This is a genomic window from Flavobacterium sp. GW823-FHT04A11 (assembly GCF_058796535.1).
The window spans coordinates 4,027,054-4,040,564 of record NZ_CM179503.1; the positions used below are offsets into that span (position 1 = coordinate 4,027,054).

The window sequence follows — 13,511 nt, forward strand, 5'->3', positions numbered from 1 at the left end:
ATTTCTCGTTCCTCGAAATGACAAAAAAACCTTTATTTCTTAAGTAAAAATTTTACTTCCTCGCAGGAAAATAATTCTCTTTTAAAATAATTTCCAGCGGAATATAATGTGTGTGTTCTACGTTTTCCTGTAAAACCAGTTTTTTATACAAATGATTAACCGCCATATAACCTTGTTCTTCAGGTCTTTGGTTGATTAAAAAATCGATTATTCCTTTGTTTAGGTATTCTATATTTTCTTCCAATAAATCATAACCTATAATACGAACCCCTTTTATATTGTTTTGATCTAAAAACCTGGCCACAATATAAGCTCTTGAATTGGGCACAAAAACGCTGTTAATTCCTGAAAACATTTCGAGAGATAACTGGTCAATTCCCGAATCTTTAATGGTAATTTCAGAAAATTTGAAATTGGTCAATTCATCATGATCTTTAAAGAAAGAATAAAAACCATCAATGCGCTGCAAATAAACTGAGGTACTTTCTATTTCTCTTGTGATTTTAAAAATCAATATCTGGCGTTCATTTTTTACGGCAAAACTAATCAGTCTTCCTGCGAGATAACCGCTTTGAAAAGCATCCTGACCCACATAAGCGTGTTCATCGTTATTGGAAATATTCGAATCGATCATGACAACCGGAATGTTTTTCTTTTCATATTCCTTTAAAAAACGAACAGATTCTTCGTAAAAAATAGGTGCAAATAATAATCCGTCGCATTCAAAATTCAGGACTTTATCAATTTCTTTTTTGAAAGAAGCCTCGTTAAAATCATAGAAGAAATAATCGAGTACAACGCCAAATTTTCCAAATTCGACTGCTGCTTTCTCTACTCCGCTAATCTGGCTTTTCCAGTATTCAATATTTTCATATTTGGGAAGGAAAACAGCAAAACGGAATTTTTTATTCAATGCCAGATTACTCGCCAGAATATTGCGTTTATAGCCATATTGCTCGATTATGGAATTTACTTTATCCACATTGTCCTGCGTTACCTGTCCGCGGTTGTGGATAATTCTGTCAACGGTTCCGGGCGAAACATTGGCTAATTCTGCTATTTTCTTAATTGTTATAATAAGTCTTCCTTTTTAAGTTTAAACAAATATTTAAGCACGCAAAAATTTATTTTTTTTAGTAAAGATAAGTTGTATTCCTTAACTTTTTATATACATTTGTAAAGTCCGTGTGCGTACACGCAAAAATACATAATTTACATACAAAACAATATTTTTTTTAGCTATCTCAAATATTTTAGCTTTAAAAAAATCAAATAAAAAATTAAAACAATGATTATAGACATTTTAAGTAATGCTTCGAAATATTCCGGATTGCATCCGAATTTTCAAAAAGCATTCGATTATTTGAGCCAAAATGATTTGAATAATCTTGAAGCGGGTTCGTTTGAAATTGCCGAAGGTTTGAAAGTAATTGTAATTTCCGGAGAAGGTGCAACCAGAGAAGAAAGTATAAAAGGTTTTGAATGTCACGATCAAAATATTGACATTCAATATTCTATAAAAGGTCCTGAAACTTTTGCATGGAAACCAAGAGAAAAATGCGTGAATCCAAACGGAGAATACAGCGACGAAAGAGACGTTCGCTTTTTTCATGATAAGCCGGATACGTTTTTTGAATTGCAGGAAGGACAATTCTGCATTTTATTTCCCGAAGATGTTCACGCTGCGATGATTGGCGAAGGAACAATTAAAAAAATAGTTATTAAGGTAAAGATTTAAAATAATTTTTAAAATTCCCAATTCCAAACTATAAATCAAATTTTAAACTTATAAATCAAATTCCAAATTTTAAAATTCCAAACTCCAAACACATAGAAAAATTGGAATTTAGAATTTAGAACATTGGGATTTAAATAATAAATACATGAACTCAATATTTAATCTTGAAGGAAAAATTGCTCTTATAACAGGCGGTGCCGGCGTTTTGGGAAGCAACTTCGCAAATGTTCTGGCAAAACAGGGCGTTATCGTTGGAATCGTATCTCAATCGATTGAAAAAGCCAATAAAACCGCAGCTTCTATCGAAAGCAAAGGCGGAAAAGCTTTTGCGATACAAGCCAATGTTTTAAACAAGGAAGAACTGGAAAAAGCCAGGGATTTTATCGTGGAAAAATACGGACGTCTTGATATTTTGATTAATGCTGCGGGCGGAAATATGCCCGGCGCAACTATTCGTCCTGATCAGGCGATTTATGATTTGCAGGTTGAAGATTTACAAAAAGTGGTTGATTTGAATATCATTGGAACCATGCTTCCGTCTCAGGTTTTTGCGGAACTTTTTGCGAAACAAAAACAGGGAATTATCATTAATATTTCATCAGCATCGGCACAAAGACCTTTGACAAGAGTGGTTGGATATTCGGCTTCAAAAGCAGCGATTGATAATTTCACACAATGGATGTCGGTTGAACTGGCTTCTAAATATGGTGAAGGAATCAGAGTTAATGCTATTTCACCGGGATTTTTTATCGGAGAACAAAACAGAGCTTTATTACTGACTCCGGAAGGAAAACTAACGCCGCGTGGCGAAAAAATCATCGAACATACACCAATGGGAAGATTTGGAACTCCGGAAGATATTGATGGGGCGCTTTTATTTTTATGCAGCGACATGTCAAAATTTGTAACGGGAACGATTATAAAAGTTGATGGTGGTTTTGCCGCGACGAGTATTTAATTTTTTTCTTATACGCAGACATTTAGATATATAGTATTGTCAGGCTGAGCGGAGTCGAAGCCCACGTCCTATTGGAGCGCCCTTCGACTCCGCTCAGGGTGACACACAACAAGACTTAGGCTCTCCGATGACATAAAATAAAAATAGTTCTTATGAAAACGAGTGCCCTAGCCCCGATAGAAGTGGAAATCCTTTTGTGACGGGGTTCGGCACAAAAGATTGTAACGGATAGCGGGAATAGCTTCTAATAAAAAATAGTACCCAAATAAAATAACTAAGAATGGAACAAACATTAAGATGGTTCGGACCAAACGATCCGGTTTCTTTACAGGATATCAAACAAACCGGCGCAACGGGAATTGTTACTGCTTTACATCATATTCCGAACGGGCAAGTTTGGGAAATTGAAGAAATTATCAAGAGAAAAGTTGAAATTGAACATCAGGACGGCGATCCTAAAAAAGGCGCTTCGGGTTTAACATGGTCGGTTGTGGAAAGTATTCCGGTTCACGAAGACATTAAAAAACAGACGGGAAATTATCTTCAATACATTGAAAATTATAAGGAAAGCATCAGAAATCTGGCTTTGTGCGGGATAAAATGCATTTGTTATAATTTCATGCCGGTTCTGGATTGGTCAAGAACTGATTTGTCTTTTGAAGTGGAAGACGGTTCAAAGGCGTTGCGTTTTGATATTAACGCATTTGCAGCTTTTGAATTGTTTATTTTGAAAAGACCGGGCGCAGAAAAAGAATATTCTGCGGCACAAATCGAAAAAGCGACGAAATATTTTGAAGCCATGACAGATGCTGACAAAATCAAATTACAGCAAAATATTCTGGCGGGACTTCCGGGTGCCGAAGAAGCGTATTCTGTAGAAGATTTTCTGGTGACATTAAGCGCTTACAATCACATTGACAGAAAGGCTTTGAAGGAAAATCTTTTCTTCTTTTTGAAGGAAATTATTCCGGTGGCAGAAAGCAAAGGTGTTTTGATGGCGATTCATCCTGACGATCCGCCCTACCCGATTTTAGGTTTGCCAAGGGTTGTAAGTACGGAGGAAGATTTGGTTGAACTGATGAATGCTGCGCCTTCTAAATCAAACGGATTTACGATGTGTACGGGTTCTTACGGCGTTCGTGCCGATAATGATTTGCCGGGAATCGTAAGACGTAACGGCGATAAAATGAACTTTATTCACCTAAGAAGTACGCAGCGAGATGAAGAAGGAAGTTTTTACGAAGCGAATCATTTGGAAGGAGATGTTGATATGTACGAGGTTGTAAAAGCAATTTTGGAAGTCGAAAAAAGAAATAATAGTTCGCTGCCAATGCGTCCGGATCACGGGCATCAGATGCTGGATGATTTGAATAAAAAGACAAATCCTGGATATTCTGCCATTGGGCGTTTGAGAGGATTGGCTGAATTAAGAGGGCTTGAAATGGGGATTAAGAGAACTGTATAAAAGTTTTTAGCCACGAATTCACGAATGATTGCGTAGAAATAATTAAAAAAATTTGTGAATTCGTGGCTGTTTTTAAAACGCCTTCATGACAAAAAAACTAACTAACTACAATAACCACAAAACCATGAAACGTCACGCCATTATTGTCTGTTGCAGCCTTTTTTTACATAGTATTACAATGGCTCAGGAATTGCCTAAAATTCTCCAGTCAAAAACAGATTATTTACCTGATTTTAGTTACGCGGGTTATCATTTCGGCGAAAGCCAGATTCCTGACGTTCAGGGAAAAATCTTTAATGCTGTAGATTTTGGCGTAAAAGCAAATGATGGTTTAGATGATTCAAAAGCTTTGCTGAAAGCCATAAAAGCAGCCACGGAAACGGAAGGAAATGTAATCTTGCAATTGCCTCCGGGAAGAATTATTCTGAGTGCTGTTTTATATATCGAAAGAAGCAATTTTGTGCTTCGCGGTGCAGGTTCCGGAGAAAACGGAACTGAAATTTATTGTCCGCGACCAATGATGTACCTCAAAGATCCTGAATCGCTGGCTGAACTTCGCGAATATTTAACCACTTTGGATAAAAGACAACGCGAACCGGAGAACAACGTCGATTTGCCGTTTTCGCAATATGCCTGGTCCGGCGGATTTATCTGGACACAGATTCCCGATGAGCGCGTAAAATCGTATCTGGATAAATACGAACCGACGCCAAATCCGTTAGCGAAAGTGAGTTCCGGAAATATGGGCGAACATATTATTTCTGTTTCTGATGTAAAAGGGGTAAAAGTTGGCGATATTGTCGAACTTCAACTCTTTAATAAAGACGGTGAAAATGGTGAAATTATTGCCGATTTGTATAAAGGCGCCAAAGTAAAACCGGGTTCTCATCATTGGAATTTCCCAAAACTTCCCATTGTGAGACAACAAGTGGAAATCACTAAAATTTCGAACTCCAAAATTGCGATCAAAACGCCTTTAACTATTTCTATAAAACCCAGTTATCACGCGCAATTGGTAGAATGGAAACATTTAAATGAAGTTGGAATCGAACACATTAAGTTTACTTTTCCTGATATTCCAAGAGTGGCGCATCATGTTGAACCGGGAAATAATGCGATATTTTTAACGCGTGTTTTTAACAGTTGGGTCAAAGATGTCACGATTACAAATGCCGACAGCGGGATTTTAGGTGAAGAAATTTCAAATGTTACGATTCAGGATATTGTGACTGATGGTCCTCATGTCTCGCATTATACGGTGACTTTGGGCGGTGTTCATAATGTTTTGGTTAAGAATCTGAAAATTTATAATAAAGCGGTTCATCCGTTAAGTTTCAACACTTTTGCGACTAAAAACGTGTATCAGGATTGCGAGATTTTTGCCGATGCGCTTTTAGATCAGCATTCCGGAGCAAACCATCAAAATTTATTCGATCATATTACCGTGCACATTACGCCGGATAAAAACAATAGTTATTATTTGTTTGGCGGCGGCGGTGCCGATTACTGGAAACCTTCTCACGGGCCTTTCAGTACTTTCTGGAACCTTAATGTTCTGGTTGAAAAGCCTTCTGAAATTACGAAACAGGTTTTATTATATGGAATGAAAGATGGTCCTTTCGCCAGAATTATTGGTGTAAACGGCAACGCTAAATTCGAAGTAAAATATGACCCTGACGCTTATATTGAATTTCTGAATACATCGTTGGAAAAAGTTCCTTCGTTGTATGATTATCAGTTAAAAAAGCGATTGAAAAGATAATTTTAAATACATAGAGACATAGCTTTTTGGAACATTGAAAAAAGGCGTTTCACTTACATTAACAAACATAGTTGAATATTAAAAGTAAATGTCAATTTATGCTATGTGTGAAAACTTGTTTTTTAATTCACTTTTTTGATAAAGAAAAAATCTATGTTTCTATGTGTTTAAAAAACAGCCACGAATTCACGAATGATTGCGCGTAATGATTATAAAAAATTCGTGAATTCGTGGCGAAAAAACCTTTGCACCTTAAAAAAAACCGCCATGAAGTATAAAATAACTCTTTTGGTTTTACTATTTATTTTCGGAAATATATTTTCCCAAAATAAATACCGCCTTAAAAATATCTCGACAACTGACGGACTTTCGCAGAGTTCTGTTATTGCTATTCATCAGGATAAATTTGGGCAAATGTGGTTTGGTACGCGCGACGGTCTTAATAAATACGACGGAAGCCGGTTTACCATTTTTAGAAATGACGCCACAAATAAATCCTCTATCAGCAACAATGATATTCTGGCGATTGAAGAAGATAATTCAGGACAAATATGGGTGGGAACTTATAACGGATTAAATCGTTATGATCCTGTTACGAATACTTTTACGAGATATTTACATACCAAAACCAATCATACGATAAGCAGCAACGCGGTTTGGTCGATCAGGAAAATCAACAACGAAATGTGGTTTGGTACTTCAAAAGGACTGACTATTTATAATAAAGGAACCGGACAATTTAAATCTTTTTTTCATTCTGATACTGATAATTCCAGTTTGCCAAGCAATAATATCTTGAGTATCATAAAAACTAAAAAAGGCAAAATCTGGATTGGAACCACAAAAGGTTTATGTCTGGTAAAAAACAGAAAATTTGGCAAAATATCTTTTAGAAATTATCCTTTAAACAATACTGATCTTTTAAATGTACAATCTATAAAAGAGGATAATCTGGGTAATTTATGGGTTGGAACAAAAAATATCGGACTTTTAAAATTTGATACTTCGCTGAACCAATTTGTGCCTTTTTTATCTCCCGAAAAATACAGGGAAATCAATACTGATATTCGGTCTCTTGCTTTTGATGGTCAGGGTTCGTTATGGATTGGCGCTTATGACGGAATTTACATTTTAGGGAAAGATAAAAGCATTCAAAAAATAAACAACAGCAATAACAATAACGGAATCGATAAGGTAAAATCGATTTATATTGATAAAAAAGGCTCGGTTTGGATTGGCTGTTATTACAAAGGCGTGAATATTTGGGATGTTTCGAATGTGAATTTCTCCAATTACAATCAGAATTCGAAGAAGATTCCGATGAGTTTTGATGTCGTGAGTTCGATTATTGCGGATAAGAACAACAATGTTTATTTTGGAACCGAAGGCGGCGGTGTTACGGTTTACAATAAAAAAACCGAAGCGACGAATTACATCAACAGTAAAAGCGGACAAACTACGAAAAATGATATTAAATCGATGTGTCTCGACAAAGATCATATTTTGTGGCTGGGAACTTTTTCTAAAGGAATTTCGGCTTACAACACGATTTCCAGACGAATCGAAGACAATCGGATTTCAGCGGAACTCGATGCTTTTTTGAAAGAAACCGGCGTTTATTCGATTAAAACAGAAGGAAACGGGATTTTATGGATTGGTACTTTTAGCAAAGGATTGGTTCGCTACAATACTATTTCTAAAACGTTTCAGGTAATTGGAAACGATAATACAAAACCCAATTTCCTGACGAATAATATTATCCGTACCATTTTGGTCGACAAACAAAAACGCCTTTGGGTTGGTTCTCAAAATGGTTTGAACCTGATTGCGCTGCAAAACTTTAATCCTAATAAATATGTTATAAAACATTTCTTTTTTGATAATACTTCTGTTTCGGGCGATGATATTTTGACGTTGTTTCAGGATTCTCAAAATAAAATCTGGGTGGGAACAAAAGCAAAAGGACTGCATTATTTTGACGGAAAAAAATTCAACAGAATAAACCTGAAAATTGGAAATACGGTCATTACATCGATACATTCTATTTTAGAAGATGATGATAAAAACCTTTGGATTAGTACGAATCAGGGAATAATAAAATACAGCACCACAAGAAAAACAGTTGTCATTTACGATCAGAAAGACGGTTTGGCGAGCAATGAATTTAACGATAATGCGGCTTTAAAATTAGATTCAAACCAGTTTTATTTCGGAAGTCCGTCCGGAGCGACTTATTTTGATGCCCGAAAAATTTCCTTAAATCAATACGCTCCTCAGGTTTTAATTACGGATTTGAAAATCAAAAATGAAACCGTTCATCCGAATGATTCCACCGAAATTTTAGAGAAAAGCATTGGTTATACCAAAACGATAACGCTGGATTATGACAAAGCTAATTTCACGATTAATTTTGCGATTCCAAATTACATTCGATCCAAAAACAACCAATACAGTTATCGCTTAACGGGACTGGAAAACAACTGGACAACAACTAAAAATTCAGAAGCCATTTATGCCATTCAAAATCCGGGAACGTATGTTTTTGAAGTGCGCGGGGCGAATAATGACGGTGTTTGGAATAAAGTTCCAACTACTTTAACAGTTGTTGTAAAACCGGCTCCGTGGCGCAGTATCTGGGCATTTTTATTGTACGGAATTGTCATTGGTTTAGGATTATACGGTTTGATCTGGATTATGAAATCGAAAGCCAGACTAAAACAAAAACTGGAATTAGAATATCTCGAAACCAAACGAATTGAAGAAAACAATCGTGCAAAACTGGATTTCTTTACCAATATTTCGCATGAATTCAGAACTCCGCTGACATTGATTCTTGGTCCGCTACAACAAATTTTAGCCGACTATAACGGAACAAACGAAATGTACAAAAAGCTTTTGGTGATTGAAGGAAGTGCAAATCATCTTTTGAGTCTGATTAACCGTTTGATGGATTTTAGAAAACTCGAAAACGATCAGGTTAAACTGGAATCGGCAAATGGAAATATTGTCAAATTCACCAAAGAAATCTTTTTGTCTTTTATTGAATATGCCAAAGACGGCGGTTACAGTTATACTTTTGAAGCTTCGGAAGAAGAAATTCTGGTGTATTTTGATCGTTATAAACTCGAACGTGTTTTTTATAATTTGATTTCAAATGCTTTTCGTTATACTCCAAAAGGCGGAAATATCAACATTAAAATCAATCACGATCACGAGAATTTATTTATCGCCGTTGAAGATTCGGGAGTTGGAATTGCCGACGAACATATTGATAAAATTTTTGATTTGTTTTTTGAAGTTCCACTGCACAATAACGTTCAGAAAAACTATAATAAAGGAACCGGAATTGGTTTGTCTATCGTAAAAAACATCGTAAAACTCCATAAAGGAAATATTGATGTTACCAATAAACCAACTGGCGGTGTTGTTTTTACAGTTACGCTTCCGTTAGGCCGCGCGCATTTACTGGACAGTGAAATTATTGAGAATTTTAAAATCAGCGATGATATTGCGCAATATACCGCGCAGCTTGAAACTCCTGAAATTACTGAACATGAAGACATTGATGATTTTGTGGTGGATGGTGAAAAACAAACGATTCTGTTAGTTGAAGATCATAAGGTTCTGCGAACTTTCATGAAAAATTTACTCAAAAAAGAGTATAATATTATTGAAGCCGAGAACGGAAAAGTCGCCTTTGAAAAAGCATTACAGCATGTTCCTAATTTAATTATCAGCGATGTGATTATGCCTGAAATGGTGGGAACTGAATTGTGTTCGAAAATAAAAGAAAACCTCAAAACAAGTCATATTCCGGTAATTCTGCTTACTTCGAGATCTTCATTAGTCTATAAATTTGAAGGCTTGGAAAGTGGCGCTGATGATTATATCAGTAAACCTTTTAATTTAATGGAATTCAAACTTCGCGTTAAAAACCTATTGAATTCAACCGAAAGACTTAAAAATAAATTTGCCAGCGAAGACAATTTTGTGCCGTCAGAAATCACGGTTTCATCACTGGATGAAGAATTATTGAAAAAAGCATTTAAGATTGTAGAAGAAAATATTTCGAACGAGCAATTTGACATTCCGTTTTTCTGCGCAGAATTAGGTGTTAGCCGTACGATGTTATTCTTAAAAATAAAAGCGTGGACAAATTACACGCCAAACGAATTCATTCATGAAATCAGGTTAAAACGCGCGGCTCAATTATTGGAACAAAACAAACTCAATGTTTCAGAAGTGAGCTATAAAGTGGGTTTCAACAATCCGAAATATTTTAGCAAATGTTTCCAAAAAAGGTACGGAGAAACTCCGTCACAATTTGCTGACAAATTTTCCAAACCAATATCGGCAATTTAGAAATTCCAATATTTTCAAGGCTTAAAAAAGGGTATCTGTATTTTTAGATACCCTTTTTTGTATTTCTATATCGTTTTCGAGATATAAATTTGCCCTATGAAACTCAAGAAAACAAAATTCATATTGCTGCAAATTCTATTCATGCTGCTGATAATAGGAATGAGTTTATTGCTTTTTTATTTTATCTAACATTAACCTAAAACCAAAATGAATGTTTACAAACTTCAAAATTAAATCGCTTATATGGTGTTTTCCGGTACTTTTTTTACTGGTAAATATCACGATGAATGCACAGGAGAAAAAAATCACCGGAAAAATTACTTCCAGCGAAGATTTACTCGGACTTCCTGGTGCTAATGTGTATGTCAAGGGATCTTCTGTTGGAGGATCTGCAGATATGGACGGAAATTATAGTGTTTTCGTCTCAGAGAAAAATGCTGTTTTAGTCTTCAACTTTGTAGGATATCAGTCGGTCGAAATTCCGGTAGCAAACAAAACTGTCATCAACGTAAGTTTAAAACCGGATACAAAGAACCTTGATGAAGTAATCGTAGTGGGTTACGGTACTCGTAAAAAAAGTGACATTACAGGTTCTGTATCATCGGTTACGGCAAAAGAACTTACGGCTTATCCCTTATTAAATGCAGAACAGGCTTTGCAAGGTCGTGCAGCGGGGGTTTCGGTACAATCGAACAATGGTGGTGAACCGGGCGCTCCTGTAAAAATCAGGGTTCGTGGAGGTACTTCGATCAATGCGAGTGGAGATGCGCTTGTGGTTGTCGATGGTTTTGCGGGAGTTTCAATGCCTGCGCCTCAGGATATTGCGTCTATCGAAGTATTAAAAGATGCTTCTGCAACGGCAATTTACGGATCAAGAGGTTCAAACGGGGTTATTATGGTTACGACCAAAAAAGGAAAACCGGGAAAACCTGTTATCGAATTCAGCAATTCAACTTCGGTACAATCGGTAAACAATAAACTGGATTTATTAGATGCACAGCAATTTGTGGCGTACAGAAAAAGTTTTACAACGCATACAGATGGCGGCGCAAACACAGACTGGCAGGATGTTATTTATCGTGAAGGAATGGTTTCAAATACTTCACTTTCGTTTTCAGGCGGTTCTGATAATGTGAGATATTATGTTTCAGGAAACTACTTTAACCAAAACGGTGTTGTAATTAATTCCGGAATCGACAAATACACGATTGTCAGCAATCTTGAAGCTGATTTATCAGATCGTTTTAAAGTGGGTTTGAATTTATTTCAAAGCAAGCAAAACAAAGAAGGAATTATTAGCCAGACTGGCGCGGGAGGAACTGGTGCTGCGGGTGTAATTGCGGCCGCATATCGTTTTATGCCGGACAAAGGAATTTACAACGCCGACGGATCTTATACAACAACAGCGCCAATTGGTGATGATATTGATAATCCATACGCCACTGCCATGGAAAATGTTTTGGAAACTGTTTCTATTGTAAACAGATCAAATTTCTTTGCTCAGTATAAAATCACGAGAGATCTTGACTTTAAAACCACTTTAGGATTAACAGATAATAATTCGCAAACCGGAAGATTTATTCCGTCGACTTTAATTGCAGGAAAAAATATCAAAGGAGAAGCTTCTGTAAACAACACGAGATTTTCTTCGTTCCTGACAGAGAATTATTTAACGTACAAAAAAGAAATTATCGAAAAAGGAATCTTAACGGTTCTTGGTGGTTATTCGTATCAAAAAAACAAAAACGAAAGTTCACTTGCGGCTTCAAGAGGATTTTTGACCAATACAAATTCTTACCATAATTTGGGTGCCGGAACTGTATTTTTAAAACCTGCTTCTGATTTATCTGAAACAGAATTAATTTCTGCTTTCGGAAGGCTGAATTTTGATTACAACGACAAATATTTATTTACGTTTACTGCACGTCGTGACGGTTCTTCCAGCTTTAGTAAAAACTACAAATACGGAACTTTTCCTTCGGGAGCTGTGGGATGGAATATCGCAAAAGAGAATTTCCTGAAAGACAACACAACCATTTCAAACCTTAAATTAAGAGCCAGTTATGGTGCAACCGGAAATCCTTCTATTGGCGCCTACTCTACTTTATCAAGGTTCTCAGAAATTTATGATGTGAGCGGTGACGTTATTGTAAACGCGGTTCAGCTGACTTCTTTGGATAATCCGAATTTGAAATGGGAAACGTCGTATCAACAGGATTACGGAATTGATCTGGGTTTATTTGACAACAGAATCAGTTTAACAGCAGATTATTACAAAACGATTACGAAAGATTTATTGTTCAACAGACCTTTGCCGGGCGTTTCGGGAATTGCTTCTCAGCTTCAAAATGTTGGTGAATTAGAAAACAAAGGATGGGAATTAGGCATTAATTCTAAAAACTTTGTGGGTCCTGATTTTACCTGGTCAACGAATTTTAATATTTCTTCGAACAAGAATAAAATGTTGAAATTGGCCGATAACAAAGACCTTTTAATCAACTCAACTCCGGGGCATTTCCTTGCAACAGATTCTCAAATTTTAAGAGTTGGACAGCCGGTTGGTGCTTTTTACGGCTTTGTTTATGATGGTGTAATTCAGCAGGGAGAAACGGTTCTTCCGGGCAATTTTGAAACGACTCCGGGTGGCGAAAAATTCAAAGATGTAACCGGCGACGGAAAACTGGATTCCAGTGATAAAACGATTATTGGGAATCCAAATCCTGATTTCATCTTTGGTTTAAACAATGATTTCACGTATAAAAATCTGGATCTGAATATCTTCTTCCAGGGTTCACAAGGAAATGAAATTTTAAATTATACTTTGATGGAACTAGCTTCCGGAAACAACAACGCCACGACAGAAGTTCTGGATGCCTGGACGCCAACGCACACCGATACAAATGTGCCAATTAACGCAGCGAGAACGAAAAGAGTTACTTCGAGATTTGTGTATGATGGAAGTTATATCCGTTTGAAAAATGTTTCTATAGGATATAGTTTAGATGAAAAAGTGGTTTCGAAAATTGGTTTGACCAAAGTTCGTTTCTACATCAGTGCGCAAAATCTTTGGACAATTACTGATTATCCGGGTTCTGATCCTGAAGGAAATTACCTGAATGATACCAATGCGAGAAGTAACACCAACTTAGGATTAGAATACGGAAGTTATCCAAATGTGAGAACGTTTACTTTCGGTTTTAATTTAAAATTCTAGTTTAAAAAATAA

General features: G+C 36.3%; 7 protein-coding genes. 6 read left to right on the forward strand and 1 reads right to left on the reverse strand.

Annotated elements, in window-relative coordinates:
• Nucleotides 1-52: 52 nt before the first annotated feature.
• Nucleotides 53-1,078 (reverse strand): LacI family DNA-binding transcriptional regulator, encoded by a 1,026-nt coding sequence (locus tag AC3QL1_RS17420; RefSeq protein WP_492497586.1) that lies wholly within the window; start codon nt 1,076-1,078, stop codon nt 53-55.
• 210 nt (nt 1,079-1,288) lie between these two features.
• Between AC3QL1_RS17420 and AC3QL1_RS17425 the strand changes: the two genes are divergently transcribed.
• The 6 genes from AC3QL1_RS17425 (at nt 1,289) to AC3QL1_RS17450 (ending at nt 13,499) form a co-directional block, all read left to right on the forward strand.
• Complete coding sequence (locus AC3QL1_RS17425) at nt 1,289-1,738, forward strand: NanQ anomerase/TabA/YiaL family protein (protein ID WP_492493376.1); 450 nt, start codon at nt 1,289-1,291, stop codon at nt 1,736-1,738.
• 145 nt (nt 1,739-1,883) lie between these two features.
• Complete coding sequence (locus AC3QL1_RS17430) at nt 1,884-2,696, forward strand: SDR family oxidoreductase (RefSeq protein WP_492493377.1); 813 nt, start codon at nt 1,884-1,886, stop codon at nt 2,694-2,696.
• A gap of 280 nt (nt 2,697-2,976) precedes the next feature.
• Nucleotides 2,977-4,161 (forward strand): mannonate dehydratase, encoded by a 1,185-nt coding sequence (gene uxuA / locus AC3QL1_RS17435; RefSeq protein ID WP_492493379.1) that lies wholly within the window; start codon nt 2,977-2,979, stop codon nt 4,159-4,161.
• Nucleotides 4,162-4,246: 85 nt separating this feature from the next.
• Entirely contained in the window at nt 4,247-5,923 is a 1,677-nt protein-coding gene (locus tag AC3QL1_RS17440; protein ID WP_492493381.1) for a hypothetical protein, read from the forward strand.
• A 267-nt stretch (nt 5,924-6,190) separates the two neighbouring features.
• On the forward strand, nt 6,191-10,285 hold the full coding sequence (locus AC3QL1_RS17445; protein ID WP_492493383.1) for a two-component regulator propeller domain-containing protein: 4,095 nt from the start codon (nt 6,191-6,193) through the stop codon (nt 10,283-10,285).
• Nucleotides 10,286-10,496: 211 nt separating this feature from the next.
• Nucleotides 10,497-13,499: a SusC/RagA family TonB-linked outer membrane protein gene (locus tag AC3QL1_RS17450; protein WP_492493385.1), complete on the forward strand. Its 3,003-nt coding sequence runs from the start codon at nt 10,497-10,499 to the stop codon at nt 13,497-13,499.
• The last annotated feature ends 12 nt before the right edge of the window (nt 13,500-13,511 follow it).

Coding starts and splice junctions, on each gene's coding strand:
- AC3QL1_RS17425 (WP_492493376.1), top strand. CDS start 1,289: ATGATTATAGACATTTTAAGTAATGCTTCGAAATATTCCGGATTGCAT.
- AC3QL1_RS17430 (WP_492493377.1), top strand. CDS start 1,884: ATGAACTCAATATTTAATCTTGAAGGAAAAATTGCTCTTATAACAGGC.
- uxuA (WP_492493379.1), top strand. CDS start 2,977: ATGGAACAAACATTAAGATGGTTCGGACCAAACGATCCGGTTTCTTTA.
- AC3QL1_RS17440 (WP_492493381.1), top strand. CDS start 4,247: ATGACAAAAAAACTAACTAACTACAATAACCACAAAACCATGAAACGT.
- AC3QL1_RS17445 (WP_492493383.1), top strand. CDS start 6,191: ATGAAGTATAAAATAACTCTTTTGGTTTTACTATTTATTTTCGGAAAT.
- AC3QL1_RS17450 (WP_492493385.1), top strand. CDS start 10,497: ATGTTTACAAACTTCAAAATTAAATCGCTTATATGGTGTTTTCCGGTA.